The 17,823-nt window shown below is 53.8% G+C and carries 15 protein-coding genes; 6 read left to right on the top strand and 9 right to left on the bottom strand.

All coding sequences use genetic code 11. The features are described 5' to 3' along the window. Window positions 1-9: 9 nt before the first annotated feature. Entirely contained in the window at window positions 10-3,195 is a 3,186-nt protein-coding gene (locus tag ACWI0H_RS04290) for an acyl-[ACP]--phospholipid O-acyltransferase (protein ID WP_485875053.1), read from the bottom strand. A 103-nt stretch (window positions 3,196-3,298) separates the two neighbouring features. Here ACWI0H_RS04290 and ACWI0H_RS04295 point away from each other — a divergent pair, with 103 nt between their 5' ends. Then, window positions 3,299-4,183: a putative RNA methyltransferase gene (locus ACWI0H_RS04295; protein ID WP_485875055.1), complete on the top strand. Its 885-nt coding sequence runs from the start codon at window positions 3,299-3,301 to the stop codon at window positions 4,181-4,183. Between the two features lie 148 nt (window positions 4,184-4,331). On the opposite strand, the gene ACWI0H_RS04300 is transcribed toward ACWI0H_RS04295, so the two are convergent. From ACWI0H_RS04300 to ACWI0H_RS04310, 3 genes are all read right to left on the bottom strand, one after another. Further along, on the bottom strand, window positions 4,332-4,538 hold the full coding sequence (locus ACWI0H_RS04300; RefSeq protein ID WP_007111402.1) for a cold-shock protein: 207 nt from the start codon (window positions 4,536-4,538) through the stop codon (window positions 4,332-4,334). A gap of 255 nt (window positions 4,539-4,793) precedes the next feature. Continuing rightward, window positions 4,794-5,009, bottom strand: a complete 216-nt coding sequence (locus ACWI0H_RS04305) for a TIGR02450 family Trp-rich protein (RefSeq protein ID WP_485875057.1) — start codon at window positions 5,007-5,009, stop codon at window positions 4,794-4,796. A 65-nt stretch (window positions 5,010-5,074) separates the two neighbouring features. Further along, window positions 5,075-5,563, bottom strand: coding sequence for a DUF6438 domain-containing protein (locus tag ACWI0H_RS04310; protein WP_485875059.1), 489 nt, complete (start codon window positions 5,561-5,563; stop codon window positions 5,075-5,077). A gap of 397 nt (window positions 5,564-5,960) precedes the next feature. On the opposite strand from ACWI0H_RS04310, the gene ACWI0H_RS04315 reads away from it, so the two are divergent. Both ACWI0H_RS04315 and ACWI0H_RS04320 read left to right on the top strand, forming a co-directional pair. Next, window positions 5,961-7,223 (top strand): dicarboxylate/amino acid:cation symporter, encoded by a 1,263-nt coding sequence (locus ACWI0H_RS04315; RefSeq protein ID WP_485875061.1) that lies wholly within the window; start codon window positions 5,961-5,963, stop codon window positions 7,221-7,223. A gap of 63 nt (window positions 7,224-7,286) precedes the next feature. Beyond that, window positions 7,287-7,763: a nucleoside deaminase gene (locus ACWI0H_RS04320; protein WP_485875063.1), complete on the top strand. Its 477-nt coding sequence runs from the start codon at window positions 7,287-7,289 to the stop codon at window positions 7,761-7,763. Window positions 7,764-7,836: 73 nt separating this feature from the next. Here the strand turns inward: ACWI0H_RS04320 and ACWI0H_RS04325 are convergent, their stop codons facing one another. Further along, complete coding sequence (locus ACWI0H_RS04325) at window positions 7,837-8,010, bottom strand: YqaE/Pmp3 family membrane protein (protein WP_035538925.1); 174 nt, start codon at window positions 8,008-8,010, stop codon at window positions 7,837-7,839. 296 nt (window positions 8,011-8,306) lie between these two features. Here ACWI0H_RS04325 and ACWI0H_RS04330 point away from each other — a divergent pair, with 296 nt between their 5' ends. Then, on the top strand, window positions 8,307-10,367 hold the full coding sequence (locus tag ACWI0H_RS04330) for a TonB-dependent receptor family protein (protein ID WP_485875065.1): 2,061 nt from the start codon (window positions 8,307-8,309) through the stop codon (window positions 10,365-10,367). 90 nt (window positions 10,368-10,457) lie between these two features. Here the strand turns inward: ACWI0H_RS04330 and ACWI0H_RS04335 are convergent, their stop codons facing one another. The 3 genes from ACWI0H_RS04335 to ACWI0H_RS04345 form a co-directional block, all read right to left on the bottom strand. Further along, a complete protein-coding gene (locus tag ACWI0H_RS04335) occupies window positions 10,458-13,004 on the bottom strand; it encodes a glucose/quinate/shikimate family membrane-bound PQQ-dependent dehydrogenase (RefSeq protein WP_485875067.1) in 2,547 nt (848 codons plus the stop codon). A gap of 268 nt (window positions 13,005-13,272) precedes the next feature. Then, window positions 13,273-14,277, bottom strand: coding sequence for an NADP-dependent oxidoreductase (locus ACWI0H_RS04340; RefSeq protein WP_485875069.1), 1,005 nt, complete (start codon window positions 14,275-14,277; stop codon window positions 13,273-13,275). Window positions 14,278-14,537: 260 nt separating this feature from the next. Beyond that, the gene (locus ACWI0H_RS04345; RefSeq protein WP_176303323.1) at window positions 14,538-14,918 is read right to left on the bottom strand and encodes a septal ring lytic transglycosylase RlpA family protein; all 381 of its coding nucleotides are present in this window, start codon (window positions 14,916-14,918) and stop codon (window positions 14,538-14,540) included. Window positions 14,919-15,244: 326 nt separating this feature from the next. Between ACWI0H_RS04345 and ACWI0H_RS04350 the strand changes: the two genes are divergently transcribed. Continuing rightward, window positions 15,245-16,315, top strand: coding sequence for a hypothetical protein (locus ACWI0H_RS04350; protein WP_485875071.1), 1,071 nt, complete (start codon window positions 15,245-15,247; stop codon window positions 16,313-16,315). A gap of 125 nt (window positions 16,316-16,440) precedes the next feature. After that, complete coding sequence (locus ACWI0H_RS04355; RefSeq protein ID WP_485875073.1) at window positions 16,441-16,932, top strand: NUDIX hydrolase; 492 nt, start codon at window positions 16,441-16,443, stop codon at window positions 16,930-16,932. A 2-nt stretch (window positions 16,933-16,934) separates the two neighbouring features. Here ACWI0H_RS04355 and ACWI0H_RS04360 read toward each other — a convergent pair whose 3' ends face one another. Next, window positions 16,935-17,813 (bottom strand): DMT family transporter, encoded by an 879-nt coding sequence (locus ACWI0H_RS04360; RefSeq protein ID WP_336274805.1) that lies wholly within the window; start codon window positions 17,811-17,813, stop codon window positions 16,935-16,937. Window positions 17,814-17,823: the final 10 nt, after the last annotated feature.

Below are 17,823 nucleotides of genomic sequence, written 5' to 3' on the forward strand. Positions count from 1 at the left end.
CCTTTAAACTTATAGCTGAGCATCATTACTGTCTGCGTTGGTTGGGTGATCATAACGGTCAATCAGCGTTAAAAAACCGTCTTCGTCAATGAACCCTTTGTCCCCTGTGATATACCAGCGTTGGCCATCCATTTCGTGGATAGCCTGGGCGGTGCGCTGTGGTTCGTTGAGGTAGCCTTGCATTATCTGGGGGCCGCTAATTAACACCATGCCTGCTTCCCCGGTAGGAAGTTCCTCAAAGCTTTCTGGCTTGACGATTTTAAAACTGGTGCCGGGCAGCGGCATACCCACGGTACCTGGTTTGCTGCCGCGCTGTACCTGCTGGTAATTAACGCCCAGAGCGTCGGGTAGATTCACGGAGGCCACGGGGGCAACTTCGGTAGCGCCGTAGCCTTCATAAACGGGCTTGTGAAACTTCAGCTCAAAACGGGCGCGCGCATCCTCGTCGAGCTTTTCGGCTCCGGCAACTACCACCCGTAGGCTTTCCAGCATCATCGGATGCACGGCTGAATTGCTGACAAACATCGATAGGAAGCTGGACATGCTGAACAAGAGGGTGGCTTTGTGCTTGGCAACGGCGCCAGCAATGCCGGGAGCATCGGCGGGGTTGGCATGGCAGATCAGCGGCAACCCTTCGATTAACGGCAGCAACTGGGTCACCGTGAAGCCAAAGACGTGAAACAGTGGCAGCGACCCCATAACTACATCGTCGCTCTGGGTATTGAGCACATCAGAGGTCTGTTTGATATTGGCCATCAGATTGCGATGGCTCAACATTACGCCCTTGGGAGAGCCGTCGCTGCCACTTGTGAACACGATGGCAGCGGTGGCATCAGCATCGTGACTATGGCAGAAACCATGCTGTATCAGCCATGTCGGTAATAAGCGAACGGCTAGCCAGGTACCCAAGCGCTCGGTGGTGCCAATGTCGCTTTGCAGGTGCTCCAGATAGATCACCTGCTTTCCGGTTAGTAATTGGCTGATGTTTAGCCCGCTCTTTTCCAGTTTCTTCACAAACCGTTGTGAGGTGAAGACGACTGCAATTTCCGCCTGGGAAAGCGCAGACGCGAGCACTTCCTGGGGGGCGGTGTAGTTGAGGTTCACCACCGTTTTGCCGGCCAGCAGTGTGGCCATGTTGGCAATGACGCCGGTGCTGCTGGTAGGAAGCAGCAGGCCGACGTTTTGGCCGGGATTGAGTTTGCGAAGACGTTTCGCCAGTAACAGACTGGCGCTTAACGCCTGGCTGGCATTAAGCGGGCTGCCCAGGGTATCCGTCAAGGCAAGGTCGCTAGGCCGACGTTTGACGGTCTGAATCCAGGCGTTGGGTAGCGTCGGCAGTTCGTCCATGGCTCGCTGCCAGGAGCGCGTTGCCTGTTCAAAAATACGCCGTTTAAGCACATCGGCAGAGGTATCTTTGGGTAGCGGCTTGCCAAACGCGACGATCACCGAACGGTGCAGTGGTGCGTTACGCATCTCTTTTAATTTGCTGGAGGAGCGGGAGAACTGGCTGCCCCATAGGCCACGCAGGTAGAACGGTACGATTTTGACGTCTGGATTTGCCATGTCACAGGCGCGCTCGTAACCACGACGGAATTCGCCCAGTTGACCAGTGCGGCTGATGGCCCCTTCAGGAAACAGACACACCACTTCTCCCGCATTGAGCTGTGAGGCCACATCGGCGAGCGCCTGTTCGGCACCGCTGCCGCGCTCGATGGGAATACAGCCTAGGGCTTTGAAGAACCAGCGGAGGTACCAGCGCTGGTAAACCGATTTCAGCATCACAAAGCGCACTGGGCGAGGGCTGGCGATCTGCACCATGGCCCAGTCCACCCAACTGATATGATTGCCCAGTAGCAGTACGCCACCCTGGGCGGGCAGGTTCTGCAAGCCATGCACATCGACGCGATAGCGGCGGGTCAGCAGGAAGCTCAACAAAAAGCGTACCAGACTTTGGGGCAGTTTGAAGATCGTATAACCGCCGCCCAACATCGCCACGCTAGCGATCAGTAACAGCAGATAGTGGCTATCCACACCCGCCAGCGCGAACAGCGCGGTGAGTACCAAAAAGCCCAGCATGGCGATGTTCTGGATCCAGTTGTTGGCGGCCAGTACGGTGCCTAACTCCTTGTCGGCAGCGTGAAACTGAATCAGTGCATTGAGGGGGACGATAAACAGACCGCCCATGATGCCAATAAAAACAAAATTCACTGCCTGGCTAGCGGGCGTGGTTAACAGCGGCAGGCACCATAAGCCAACGGCCACGCCAATAGCGCCCACGGGGATTAGGCCGGTTTCAATACGGTTGTGAGATAACTTGCTGGCCAACAGTGAGCCCAGCGCAATGCCGATACCGCTGGCGGCTAGAATGCCTTGTAGCACCAGTGTGTTATCGACGTTGAGGGCTTCCTTGGCGTAGGCGGGGAAGGCCGCGAGTAGCACTTGGCCCACTGACCAAAAGGTGGCAAGGCCGATAATGGAGAGCCTGAGGACTGGCTGGCGGGCGATAATCCCCAGGTTATCTTTAAGCGCCGTACCCTTGAGGTAGCGTTGCCAGGTTAGCGGCGTATCGGAGCGGGTGGTTTCATCCAATGGCAGGCGATACAGCGTGATGACTTGGATAGCGCTATTGAGCACTAATAGCCAACCCAGCGGGGCTATTTGGCGTAACAGCTGCGCTGGCGTTTGCTTATCAGACGAGACCCAGGTTTCAAATAGCGCCGTAAAAACCACTGTTCCTGCCAGGATGGCAGCAATGGTGATGGCCTGAATGAGTCCGTTGGCTTCCGCTAGGCGAGGTTTGCCGAACAAGCCTTTTACCAAGCCATATTTGGCCGGAGAGTAGAACGCCGACTGGATGGCGAGAAGTAGCGTCATGGCAAACGCCAACCAAAACCAACCCTGATAGTAAGCAGCGGTAATGCCCAGCGATACCGCTACTGCGGTCCAGGCAGAGACCCGTAGAATACGCACTTTGGGGTAGCTATCGGCTACGTGGCCAGCCGGACTGAACAGCAAGATGAACGGCAGTAGAATCAGCCCATTCACCAGCGCGGTGAGTACTACCTGAGTTTCGCCATCGTAACTTTTGAAAATCGTGTTCTGGATCACGATTTTGTGACCCAGATCCACAAAGGCATTGAGAAAGATAGCGATCAGGTAGGGCCAGGCGCCTGTTACGCGCAGCAGTCGATGCATGGTGTGTTAGCCTTTACCGTGTTTTAGCGTTATCGCACTCTCAGCGACGTACTTTCTTAACCACATTTTCATACACTATCTCTTAATTAAAGATGAAACGCCTATGAGCATAAGCCCTTTTCAAGCGTTGGCTTGCCCGCTGGATGGTGAACCGCTAGAGCAAGCTGACAACGTTTGGCGTTGTGTGGCTGGGCATAGTTTTGATATTGCCAAACAGGGGTACGTGAACCTTCTGCCTGTACAGCAAAAGCGCTCACACGATCCGGGTGATAGCAAAACCATGGTAGCTGCTCGGCAGCGCTTTCTTGATGCTGGGCACTACCAGCCCATTGCGCTGGCAGTCAGTAACGCCATACTAAGCCATGCAGGAAGTAAAACGGCGAATCAGGAACTGTTTAGCTGCTTGGATGCAGGCTGCGGTGAAGGCTATTACCTACGCCAGCTAGCTTACGCGGGTCAGTTAGCCAACGCTTCGACAAATTCGCCATCACTTTCGCTGATGGGGTTGGATATATCCAAATGGGCGGTGCTAGCGGCTGCAAAGCAGGACGATAAACAAGCCCCATTGAGCAGTTGGGTAGTGGGCAGCAATGCGCATCTGCCGGTGCAGGCGGGGACCGTGGATAGCCTTCTGTGTATGTTTGGCTTTCCTGTGCATAGCGAATTTTCCAGGGTGTTAAAAGCCGGTGGAGTGCTGCTCCAAGTTGAGACGGGGCCAGATCATCTGCGAGAGCTACGGGAAATTATCTATCCCGCATTAAAGCCAGAGCGTTCAAATGAGGGGGGAGTGCCGGAAGGTTTTGTCTACCAAAGCAGCGACAACGTGCGTTACACGCTAACGCTAAAGGGAGCTGAGGAGATCGCCGATTTATTGGCGATGACACCGCATCTTTATCGGGCCAGTGCGGAAGGGCGTGCGCGCGCAGCGGCTCTGGAGGAATTAGTCACAACGGTGAACGTGCGAATAGTACAGTGGCTTCGAGTTTAGCCGTTGGCTAAAGTAGGGTTTTTTGGTGAGCGTATTTGTCACGTTAGCAGTGCCCAAACGCAACAAGGCCCGCATAAGCGGGCCTTGTCATTCGAACCTCGGAAGGTTCGAGCAAATTCTAAAGCGCTATCTCTTGAGAGACTTAGGCTTAGGAAATTTGCTTGATGTTTGAAGCTTGAAGGCCTTTCTTACCCTGGGTAACGTCAAAAGAAACGTTAGCGCCTTCTTGCAGGGTTTTGAAGCCGTCTGCTTGAATTTCAGAGAAATGGGCAAACAGGTCATCGCCGCCGTCAGAAGGAGCAATAAAACCGAAGCCTTTAGTATCGTTGAACCACTTAACTGTGCCAGTAGACATAGTAAAAATCCTTTCGCGCAATGCGATTTGTAAAGTTCCTGGTATCACCCAGATTAATAGCGGATAAAACAAGGAATACAATTACAGTCTTGCCGAAAGATTTTGTACACGTCTATCTCGTACATTTCTAAATCTTTTTCGTACACTTCTGAAACCATGCTTGCTTGCTAACCAACTGGCGCTACAGTGTCATGAAATGTAGCTCGTGTCAAACCCTTTGTTGATTATCTTACCTTTGCGCTCATTAAACAGCCTCTATTGCCAGCCCACTTTCCACACGCTGTCATCTTTTAAGCTTTGCCACGGCACAATCAGCTCGCGATGAGAGTAAATAGCCTCGAGCACGACCTCTACTACGTTCTCTTCTTCATCGCGCAGCAACTGGGTAACCATAAAGTGCTTCTCTTTATTACATGGCTGGGCAGCCGTCCATTTGCTGTGGTGTAGCTTGCTCGGATTGATCGTATGCATTGACGCTCCTTGGCAAAGATAACGCTTGTTAGCTGCCATCAGTGATTATGCACTGACTATTGCACTTACTGTTGTACCCAGTTTTCAATGCCAAGTTCTGCATTGAGGCCTCTTAGGGTCTCGGTGCGTTCGCGACCGTTTGCAGAGTGACAGCCTGTATCGTGTTCAAGCACTGCTTGTTCGCCATCCTGGTTAACCCACGTCACTGTGTAATGTGGCAGGTCGGTGGCAAGGGGTTCGCAATCAAGGGTTTGCTGTGTTGTTTCCATTTCGGGTTGCATTGCCGCTAGGCGCTCTTGAAGTGAGCGAAAGGTAGCAGCATCGCCTGCCTGAACGCGCTCTCCTTCCACGGCCGTGTGACGCTCACCTGTAAAGCGGGTAGTACCATCCGCTTCAACCGCAACCCTATAAACTGGGCAGGTGCCGTAGCAAGGGCCTACTTCATAACGGATTTCAGCCAGGCTGTTTTCGCTGGTCGTGGCGGAATGTTGTGCGCAGCCCGCTGTCATTAGCGCCAATGTGGATACTGTTAAACAGGTGAGAGAGAAACGCATGCGAAAACTCCTTTCCTTGTAAAGATAATCTGACTTGATACGTTCGTTGCAAAGGGCTTCATTAGTGCCAGCAATACTTCAATGCTTGAATGAGGGTATTCGGCTTTGAAGTGTATGTTAACGCCATCCGTTTCCATAAAGTAATCGCTAAATTAACAAACATGCACAAGGCTGTGCGTGTTTGAGGCGTCTGCGCTCTATAAAAAGCCAACGGGCCTGCGATAGTGGTGAGCTGTTTCTCCGGCTGTCTGCAGAGGCAGTGCGTACCGCCTTGATTTATTGTCGCCTTCCTATCTTGTCGATATCGCTGTGCCACACTAATAGAATGAGATGTATAAGTGGGGTACATGCTTCTCACATTAGACCTGCTCACACACGCAAACCTATAGGGACTTAAATGACTCGCATATGGAAAGCCTATTCACAGGCGTCGTTGATTCTACGCGTCACCATCGCACTGGTGCTGGGCGTTTTGGTCGGGTTGATTGGTGGTGAGCCGGTAGCGGTCTGGTTGGCGCCACTGGGCGATCTACTACTTCGGCTGCTGACTTTTCTGATTGTTCCGATTGTACTGTTTACGCTGATGGTGGGGGTGAACCAGTCAAGGGAGGGCAGTGCAGGACGTATTGGCGGCAAGGTGTTTGGCTACTATTTAGCGTCATCGGCATTAGCGATCACCGTGGGTTTAACTATCGCTTCCTTGTTTAATCCGGGTAGCGGAATGAGGCTGGAGGAGGAAGCCAGCTTCTCGGTGCCGGATAACCCTGGCGTTGTCGATGCACTGCTTAATATCGTGCCCAGTAACATTATTGGTGCGTTTGCCGAGCTGAATATGCTGGGTATTATTTTTACGGCGCTGGTGTTCGGCATCGCCTTGTTAAAAATGCGCCAGTCGGAACGCCAGCAGGCGATGGGTGAACGGCTGTATGAGGTGATTGAAGCGCTCAATGAGGTCACCTTAAAAGTGATGTCTGGCGTCTTGCACTACGTACCCATCGGGGTGTTTGCGATTGTTGCCGAAACGGTAGGTCAGCAGGGGTTGGAAACGCTGCTATCGTTGGGCGATATGGTGGTGGTGCTGTATATCGCACTCGCCGCTCATTTGCTGATTTATTGCGGCATCATGCGGCTGTTTGGTGTGAAGTTACGCACTTTCTTTCGTGAGGCCCGCACGCCGATGGCGACAGCATTTGCGACCCAAAGTAGTTCGGGAACATTGCCCCTCACTATTAATGCTGCTCATCGCCTGGGAATTTCCAAAAGCATTTATGGCTTTAGCCTGCCACTAGGGGCTACCTTAAATATGGATGGCGCGGCGATTCGTATCGCGATTTCGGCGGTCTTTGCGGCCAACGTGATTGGCGCACCGCTGGATTTCATTAGCATGGTGCAGATAGTGCTGATTGGCACCTTGGTGTCGGTGGGTACCGCAGGCGTGCCAGGCGCTGGAATCATTATGATCGCCACGGTGTTTGCTCAAGTGGGGCTGCCAATAGAGACGGTTGCGCTGCTCACCGCCATTGATGCATTGGTAGGTATGGGGGCTACGGCGCTTAACGTGACAGGCGATTTAGTGGGTACCTCCGTTATTGCCCGCAGCGAAGGGGAAGAGTTGAAAGAGAGACCTCTGGACAATACGCCCGCCACGGCAAAGGTGTAGTAAGAAAGGGATAGTAAGACAGGGATAGTAAGTCAGCGCCGTTGATTTAAAGGAGAACTCACGATGAATGATCGAGAACTCACCTATCTGAGGCGTGCCATTGAACTGGCTGAAGAGGCCCTTGAGGCAGGCGATGAGCCCTTTGGGAGTGTGCTTGTAAGTGCTGACGGTGACGTATTGGCAGAAGACCGTAACCGCATTGCCGGTGGTGATTCCACCCAACACCCTGAGTTTGCTCTGGCACGCTGGGCAGCACAGCATATGACGCCAGAAGCGCGAGCAGCGGCGACTGTCTATACTTCAGGCGAACATTGCCCCATGTGTGCTGCTGCCCATGGCTGGGTAGGGCTGGGGCGCATTGTTTATGCGAGCTCATCAGAGCAGCTCAGTAGTTGGCTAGCGGATTTAGGGGTTGGGCCGCCACCTGTTGCCACTTTGCCTATTCAACAGGTGGTGCCTGGGCTGAAGGTAGAAGGCCCTATTCCTAAGCTTGATGAATGCGTGCATGTATTGCATCAGCGTCGACATGGACACCCTTAGTTAATGTCACAAAAAAGCCGCCTAAGCGTTAGCTTAGGCGGCGTCATACTCAATCAGCAAACAACTTCAAATGCTAGTGCTTCAAAATCACATAAAACGCATGAATGATGCCCGGAATGAAGCCAAATAGCGTTAGGATAATGTTCAGCCAGAAATGCCCTTTAAAGCCGACCTCAAAAAATACGCCGAGTGGGGGAAGTATAACGGCAAAAATCATCTTAATCGGATCAGTCGCTGTAAACGCCATGAAGCCTCCTTTGCTTTCAGGGGTGTAACTTGTACAAGTGTAGGCACTGTCGGAAGTTTTATCCAGGCCTTGGTGAATAAGCTGAGACTGACCCAATAGAAAATCGTTCATTTACACTTTCACTTTCCACTAGGGTTTGTACGAAAAGTCGGCGAGCGATGGCTAGACAAGGCAAAAATCAACGAAAAAGCGGAGTTTACAGAGTGTAAATGAGCATTTTGAGATGATTTTTAACGCCGTATAGACGAGTGCAGGCAGTTTTCGTACAAAGCCTAACACTATCTGGGAGGGACCCCATGCCCAACGTAACATTAAAAGTCACCACCGCGTCTTTAGGGGTGTTGAGCTGCTTTGTAGCAAGTCAAAGCTGGGCTCAAGAGGGCCCGACGAACAACACTAACCTGGCCACCGTGGAGGTGACCGCGCCTCGTTTGGCGCGTGAGCTATATGATACGCCCGCGGCGGTTTCCACCATTGACCGCGAAGCCATTGCGCAAGGTCAGCAGCGCGCGCGATTGGATGAGTCACTGGTGCGTGTGCCGGGTGTTTTTCTGCAGAACCGCGATAACTTCGCCCAGGGCCAGCGCATTTCCATCCGCGGTTTTGGTGCTCGCGCGCCGTTTGGCGTACGCGGGATTACCGTGATGGTCGATGGTATTCCCTACACGCTGCCGGACGGTCAGGCGCAGTTAGATGCCATTGACCTGGACAGTGCCGAGCGTATTGAAGTCATCCGTGGGCCTTCTTCGGTGCTTTATGGCAATGCGGCAGGCGGAGTGATTGATATCACAACAGCGGATGGGCGCGATAACCCTGGTTCAAGCGTGCGTACCGAGGTGGGAAGCGATGGCTACCGTAAGGCGGTCGTGCAAACCGGTGGCGCCCAAGGGGATTGGTCGCACCATGTGAGCTTTTCAGCGCTTAATGTCGATGGCTATCGAGAGCAGAGCTCCACGGAAAAGTACCTGCTGAACGCCAAGCTACGTCGCGAATTAGGCAGCGACCGAGCGTTAACCGCGATTATCAATCTGCTCGATAACCCCCGCTCTGAAGATCCTGGCGCTTTAAACGCCAGAGAAGTAGCCGCAGGGCGTGATCAAGCCGCGCCTAACTCGCTCGCCCTAGACGCTGGGCAGAATGTCGATCAACAGCTCCTCGGCTTACAGTACGAAGATTTGTCCGCAGGCCCTGGCGAGTTCTACTTAAAAGGCTTTATTTCCCAGCGTGATTTTGAGCAGCAGCTACCCTACGTGGGCGATAGCCGTATCGGCTACCAGCGTGATTATCTGGGCGCGAGTGCTGAGTATCACCATGAAGTCAGCTTGGGCAGCCTGCCGCTGAGCTATATCACCGGTGTCGATGTGGCGCGTCAAGACGACGAGCGCTTTAGGAACGATGTAAATGGCCAAGGCGTTGTCGGTGAGCAGTTGGCGGAAGAGACCCAAACGGCGACCTCCGCTGGGGTATTTGCCCAGGGCGATTTAGCGCTGACCGAGCAGGTAACGCTCTCGCTTGGCGCACGCTTTGACCGAGTGGAGCTAGAAGTAGATGATCGCTATTTGGACGATGGCGATCAAAGCGGTGACCAGACCTTCAATGAGTGGAGCGGTTCGGCGGGGTTAAGTTACCGTTATCGTCCGCAGCATCAAGCCTATATCAATACCGGTACGGCGTTTGAAACGCCGACGTTCTCCGAGTTTGCCAATCCGGCAGGCGGTGGTTTTAACCCGTCGGTGTCGCCGCAAAAAGCCTGGAATCGTGAAGTGGGGCTGCGGGGCTACGTTGAACCGCTGGCCATGGATTACGATCTGGCGCTATTTTCGGTGCGCGTGCGTGACGAGCTCGTGCCGTATGATGACGGCGGCCGCACCTTCTACCAAAACGCAGGCGACACCGACCGCGACGGCATCGAACTGGCGCTCGGTTGGCAGTTGGCCGACCAGTGGCGGTTGGATAGCGCCCTGACGCTGGCGCGCTATGAGTTTGATCAATTTGCCACACCAACGGAAAGCTTTGGTGGCAACCGCATCCCCGGCTTACCCGAACAGACCTGGGTCAACCAACTAACCTGGCAAGGGAGTGATGAGCGCTTTGCGACCCTTGAAACCCAATACGTGGGTGACTTGGTGGCTGACAATGCCAATGAAACCGAGGTCGATAGCTACTGGCTGGTCAATCTGCGGGTGGGAGATGGCTGGCAGTTGGGCAGCGATACGCAGCTAAATGCCTATGTGGGCGTGCGCAACCTATTGGATGAAGAGCATTATTCCAATGTGCGCTTGAATGGCACCTTTGGCCGCTTTTACGAGCCTGCTCCCGGGCGCAGTGTTTATGGCGGGTTAGAAGTACGTTTCTAAACCCTAAATGAATAAAAAACGATGAGTAAAAACGGGCGGCCCATCATTTGGGTCGCCCGTTCTCGTTGGTGAGTCTACTAGGTCGATCGGTTACTCAGGCAGCGCGTAGCCAATCACATAGTCACCCATCTTGGTACCAAAGGTGCCGTGACCACCCGCCGTGACCACTACGTACTGGCGACCATCTTCGCCGGTGTAGGTCATGGGGGTGGCTTGGCCACCTGCCGGAAGGCGTGCTTTATACACTTCCTCGCCAGTGGTGATGTCGTAGCCGCGCAGGTACTGATCTAGGGTGCCGCTCAGAAACGATACACCGCCCGCAGTAGTGATCGGGCCGCCGAGCGCCGGAACACCGACATTCAAATCAATCGGCAGATCGAGCGGCATGCTGTCGCGTGTCGTACCATTACGGTGTTTCCATACCACTTCTGCGCTTTGTAGATTGATACCGGCCACATCGCCCCATGAGGGCGCTTGGCAGGGCAGGCCTAGCACGGAAAGCAGTGGGCCAAGCTCAACGGCATAGGGGGCGCCTGCATTAGGCTGCAACCCCTGTTCGCTGGCCGAACCTTGTCCTTCTTCTACCTCTTCGCGAGGTACCAACTTGGAAACAAATGCCAAGTATTTAGCGCCGGTGAATAGTGCTTGGCGTTCAGGATCAACGGCAACGCCACCCCAGTTCATTACCCCGACATTACCCGGATAAACAATACTGCCTTCCAACGAAGGCGGTGTGTACTGGCCTTCATAACGCAACGAGTTGAACTGAATGCGGCACAGCATCTGGTCAAACGGTGACGCCCCCCACATATCGCGCTCGGTGAGCGGGGGAGGGAGCAGGTTTAGCGCTGAGCGTGGCTGTGTTTCCGCCGTCCAGTCGCCTTCAACGGCGCCTTGCGGAGCAGGTACCTCTTCGATGGGCACAATCGGCTCACCGGTTTCGCGGTTCAAGACGTAAAGACTGCCTTGTTTGGTTGGCTGAATCACCGCGGGTTGAGTGCCTTCATCAGTGGCTAAATCAATCAGCACCGGCTGCGCGGGTGTGTCCATGTCCCACAGGTCGTGGTGAACGAACTGGTAAACCCATTCCACTTGGCCATCTTCTAGATTAAGGGCTACCAGACCTGCGCTATAGGTTTCATCGTTTTCACTACGGTTAGCGCCATACTGGTCAGGCGTCGCGTTGCCCATGGGCAGGTAGACCATGCCGAGTTCTTCATCGACGCTAATCGGTGCCCATACGTTAGGCGAGTTACGCGTGTAGGTTTCGCCATCCGCTAATGGTTCGGTGTCATCGGGGTTACCGCTATCCCAGTTCCACACCAACTCGCCGGTGTGCACGTCGAAGGCACGGATGACACCAGAAGGCTCATCAGTGGAGCTGTTGTCGGTAACGTGCCCGCCAAGAATAACCAGGTTTTCCGTTACCGTTGCAGGCGAGGTGGAGTAGTAACCACCAGGGTCGAAGTCGCCAATATTGTTGGTCAAGTCGACTTCACCATTCTCGCCGAAGTTGGCGCACCGTTCACCGGTGTCGGCATTCAGCGCAATTAAACGTGCATCAGCGGTGGGCAGGTAAAGCCTGCGTGGACACATGACATCCGTTTCGCTGAGCATGGGTTGCGCGTTACCTGCGCCTTCAGCACCAAACATCAAAGACAGGAACGAGAGGTCCAGGCTGAATATATCGATGTTATCGAAAATATCGAATGAGAGCGCGGTATCACTCGTCGCGGCACTATTGTTGCCGGCCTCGCTGCCGTCTGCTGCTTCGCTAGTGCCTGCGCCAGCGGCGTAATTAGCTGCATCGTAGTAGGCGAGGCCGCGGCAGGTCATATGGGCCCAGAGTGAAAAGTCCTCGGCACCCATCGTGCTCACCTCGGGGTCAAACTCCCACAATGTGTCCCCGGTTTCCGGGGAGAGCGCCATTGCGCGGCTGTGCGAGGTGCAAATATACAGGCTGTCGTTTACTTTAAGCGGGGTGTTCTGATTGGTGATTTCGGGCGGCGCGTTAGGGCCTGCCGCATCACCGGTTTGAATGCGCCATACTTCTTCCAGTTCGCCGATGTTGTCAGGCGTAATCTGTTCAAGTGAGGAGTAGTGAGTGCCTGCATTGGTGCCGCCATAGGCAGGCCAGTCGTCTCCCGCTACTTGCGCAGGGTTAACGGTGCTAGCCGCTTCGTTGGGGTTGGAGATCGTCCCTTCGATGCTGCCTGGGTCGCTCAGCTGACTCGCAATAGCCACCAAGATGGCAGCAACAATGCTACCTACCAAGGCCAAGCTGCCGCCCCGTGAATGTAACGGTTTACGCCACCAGGGAAGCAGTAGAATAATCCCGATTAGACAGAGAATCGCAACGCGTGGCACCAACTGCCACCAGTCTAAGCCGACTTCCCATAACGCCCATACGAGCGTCGCAAACAAGATAAGCGCATACAGCCAGAGCGCTGCGCCCCGGCGCATGGCCAGTAAAACACCGCTGGCGATAACGCCTATGCCGGTAATTAAATAATAAGCACTGCCTCCTACGCTAAGCAGCTTGCCGCCGCCAATGGCCAAGGCAAGTCCCGCCGCAACTAGCAAAAGGCCAAGCAGTAATAGCGGCCATCTGCTGTGCGTACGTGAGTGTTCATCCATGAGGTAACCCCTATTTAACAACGAGTGAATGCCACTTGGCAGTGGCTGCTAAGCGGCGATTCCGCAAAGTGCCCTAACCCATCAGCAAGGCCGATGGGTTAAAACACATCTCAATAGCTAATCGATTTTAATAATCAATTCGCTTTTGGTCTAATGATTTCTGGTAGGCCAGTGCGAACAATGATCAATGAAAAAGCCGCACTATCAACGTAGCGCGGCTTTTGGGGGTGGGGTAGGGAGCACCTGTAAGTTTAATCTAACACAACGATTAGCTGTCTAGTTTGACCAGCATCTTACCGGTATTGCCGCCCTCAAACAGTGCCAAGAAAGCCTCTGGGGTGCTCTCTAAACCCTCTTTCACGGTTTCTTTATAAGCCAGTTTGCCAGCGGTGACTTGCGGGGCCACTTCGTTTAGGAAGTAGGGATAGCTTGACCAGTGATCCGCCACGATAAAGCCCTGCATTTTAGCTTTACGGGTGACCAGTTGCGAAAGGTTGCTGGGGCCTGGAGTGGGCTCTGCGGCGTTGTAACCGTCGATCATACCGCACACTGCGATTCTGGCGCCTTCATTTAACTGGCTGAGGGCAGCTTCCAGGCAAATGCCACCCACATTTTCATAATACACATCAATACCGTTGGGGCTTGCGAGCTTAATGGCGTCGCTTAATTCATGCGCATTGCGATCACGATAGCTGACCGGTTCGACACCCAGTGACTCAAGCCAAGCGAGCTTATGGGCAGCGCCTGCAATGCCCACAACATGGCAGCCTTTTGCTTTGGCTAACTGAACCGCCAGCGAACCAACCGCACCGCTGGCCGCACTGACCAGAACGTTATCGCCCGGTTTGCACTCTGCAATCAAATTAAGACCGGTCCAGGCGGTCATGCCGGGCATGCCTAACACACCCAGGTAAGCCTGCTCAGGAACATCAAGGTCGGGTAATGGCGTCACCCCTTGGGCAGGCAGTTGGGCAATATCACGCCAGCCGCCCATATGGCTGACAAGATCGCCCACCTTGTGGTTTGCGTCATTGGATTCGATCACTTCGCCAATGGCGCCGCCTTCCATGGGTTTGCCGAGTTCAAAGGGGTCTACGTAAGTGCGAACGCCATTCATGCGGCCCCGCATATAAGGGTCCACAGAGAGCCAGCGATTACGAATTCGCACCTCGCCGTCGGCTAGCTCAGGCAGTGTCTGTGTCTCCAGTTTAAATAGAGAGCGATCGGGTAGGCCCTGGGGGTAATCAGTAAGCGTATAAAACCGTGACTGCATAAATGCCTCCTGCGAATAAATGGCGCTTTGAGCTATCTGTTTCAGCTAAGCGCGTTGAACTCCTTGCAGCATAGAGACCATTAGCTTGCTTGCAAGTTCGCCATGCATGAGAAAGCGGTAGGAGATAAAGCGCCTCAAAAGAAACAGGGCGACCATATGCTGGTCGCCCTGTATTTATAGAGTGGCACTATTTTGACTGGTTTACTGTCGCATTAATTAGGCTAAGGGGTATCACACACCAACCAAGAATGTGTTATCCGTTAATCCAACAGCGTTACCATAACCGGTGCTGTACCGCGGCGTAGCATGCCAAGCTTCACTGCCGCGCGTTTGGATAAATCAATAATGCGCCCTTTAACGAAGGGGCCGCGGTCATTGATCAATACTTCTACCTCTTGCCCCGTGTCGGGGCGCGTCACCAACACCTTCGTGCCAAACGGCAAACTAGGGTGGGCGGCTGTCAGTGCCTGCTGGTCAAAGGGCTCTCCACTGGCTGTGGTGGCTCCTTGAAAGCGGTCACTGTAAAAGGAGGCGACGCCTTCCTGTGTATCTGTTTCGTGTGCGAAAGCACTATTGGCAGCGCTACCAACTACTACCGCTGCCAAACAAATCGTTCGGATCAGTCGTTTTTGGGCTCCCATAGGAGTACCTCAGTTTTGCGTATTACGGATCCCGCATTCTTTGATGAGGTGCCGAGTAGGCCTTGCGATAGTACCCTTGTCGTTGCGGGTCAGCAAGCTTTGAGAAGATCGACGCAATTAGGTTCATTTTCAAGATTTTTTTAATCGCAGTGTTCGTGCCCTTGAGTTTCAGTGACTTATCAACGCAAGGGTTAAGTTAGTAAAAAATCAGATTTGTGCAATGCAGTATTTTTTATCAAACGCTCACTTGATTTCGCTAAGCATCTTATAATCACGTTTGCTTAATTTATTAATGATTGTCATTACAACTTAACAAGGGAACGTTCATGGCTAAATCGGCTTCGCTAGCGTTTGTATTGGTGGCGTTGGGCGGCGCTGCCGTCGGTTTTTTGGCTGCTCAGGTTATTCCCTTGCAACTGCAAACTGCTGAGGATAAGCCCACCAAGAGGCTCATGCTTGCAGAGCCTTTACGCGGGGAAATAACCTTGGCGAGCGAACTTAACGGGAACGATGGCAGCCGCTTTGTGCGCTATGCAATCTCGCTAGAAGAAGATGAAATCGTTGAAATCGCTCTTGATGGTGCCTTGGAAGGCGTTGTGGCCCTTTACGATGATCAGCTTCAGCTACTCGATAATGCACCCGTTGTGCGCCACCGTATCGAAGAAAGCGGTGACTATGTCGTGGTGGTAAGCGGGGCCGATGCCTATAGCTATGGCCCATTTACCATTGAGAGCCGCACCGTAGAGCTCACCGATGCAAACACGGTAACAATAGGCGACCCACTCGACAGCTGGTTGCAGGGCGATGCCGATGAAATAGCGCTGAACATAGAAGAGGCGGGTCTTTACCAGCTTGAAATGCGCTCTGATGATTTTGACCCTTATTTAGCCATAGAAGGACCCAACGGCTATACCCGTGAAGATGATGACAGCGCCGGTGATTTAGACGCCCGCATTGCCGACTTCTTTGAGCCCGGTGAATACACGCTGACCGCGCGCAGTGCTTATGACGATGGCAATGGGGTTTATACTCTCTTAGTGGCGCCTCACGAACTACCTGGCAATGGCGAGCTGCGCAACGATGGGTCACTCACTGCCGATGGATCGCTAAGTGGTTGGTACAGCGGTGAACCACTGATCTATCAGCTGGAGCTAGAAGAGAGCTCGTTGGTTACCATAGAAATGCGCTCCGCTGATTTCGATACATTGATTGAAATTAGTGGTCAAGGCGTTGCAGCCAGCGACGACGATGGCGCAGGGGGCACCGATTCCCGTCTTCAAGAGCAATTGCTGCCTGGTACTTATACGGTAAGCGCAAGCGGTTTTAGCGCTACCGGTAGTGGTTTGTTCGAATTAAATATTGAAATGGAACCGACGGAAATTCCTCCTCAACTTTAATTACTACCTCACTTATCCCGGTAAATTTATTTAAACCAGCTAGGCTGAAAAGGCATTGCCAAAAGCACGCATTGTGTCTGCTTTAGCACTGTTTACTGTCATTCAATAATAGGCATGGATCGCTTATGAACCAACAAATCAAAACACGCCGTTCAGCACATTTAATGGTGGTTGACCCGCAAGGTCAGCTACTGCTTTTTCGCCATCATGATGAGCATCAAGCGCCTTTTTGGACCACCGTAGGCGGCGAATTGCTTGAGGGAGAGGATTACCCCAGCACGGCAATGCGCGAGCTGAAGGAAGCAACGGGGTTGACCTGCCCCATTGGCCCGCTATTGCGCGAACGCGATGACATAGACGCCGTGGCAGGCTCTCCGCCAGCCCGCTGGCTTGAGCGCTACTTTCTGGTGCGCTGCCCGCCAATGGCTGAAGTTACCACTACACAGTGGAGCGATGAAGAGCCTTCTACTGTTCAGGCTAGGCATTGGTGGACGCGGGAAGAGATGCGCGAGGCCGCCCCCGCGCTTTTCAAACCCAGATGGCTACCTGAATTACTCGACGACATTCTATCTAGCGAGCCAGCGATTAAAGTAGCCGAGGTGAATCTGTTTAAGTAAGCCTAGCGGCCAGCTTTAAGGCAGCCCACCACCACCAGCACTGCCGCAGTGGGTAATCGCCAGTCGAGCACACTCATGCCTGCCAGAACCAGTAGCAGTGCGGCTAGAATCGGCACGCCATACGCTAAGCTGCCCACTAGGCTGGCGTGCCCCCAGCGCAGTGCTTTGTCCCAAGCCACCATGGCCACGCCGTAAGGGCCTAACCCCAGTGCAATGCCTGCTAGCAACGCTTCCCCGCTGGGTAAAGGGAGTTGTCCTTCAAGTAGCAGGCTAGCGGCCACGGCAATAGCACAAGCGATCAGCAGCAGTCGTGGCAGTAGCGGTGTCAACGCCACTGGGGCTGCCTGGCTGAGCCATGAATAAAACGCCCAACAGCAGGCAGCCAGCAGTGCTAATGCGTAGCCAGTGGTAGCGCCCCCTAATCCGCCGCTGATGGCTTGAGGAACCAGCAGTAACGCTGCGCCTGAAAACGCAATCAGCGCACCGACAACGCCTGCGATGCGCAGACGGCCAAAGCGGCTCCACTGACTAAGCAGCACAAAGAGCACGGGCCAGGTATAAGTAATCAGCGCCGCTTCAGCGGCGGGCGCTAGCCGCATACCTATAAAGTAAGTACTCACCGCGCCAAAAATAAGTAACGGAATGCCCACCCAGACACTTAACTGCCAAACCGCGCCGCTGGCAGCAACATTAACCCGGCGGCTCAGCGGCAGCGTTGCCATCGCCCCCGCAAGCAGTGTTACGGCGGTTAGCTGTAAAGGCGGTGTCGACTTGGCAAACTCTGACAGCAGCGGCGCGGCGCTCCAAAGCATCACGGCCACCAGTGCCGCACCAACACTGTACCAACGTGGAAAAAGGGCGGGGGAGTGAACGCGATGCATCGGAGGTCTC

It is taken from the genome of Halomonas sp. NYA30 (assembly GCF_976980765.1).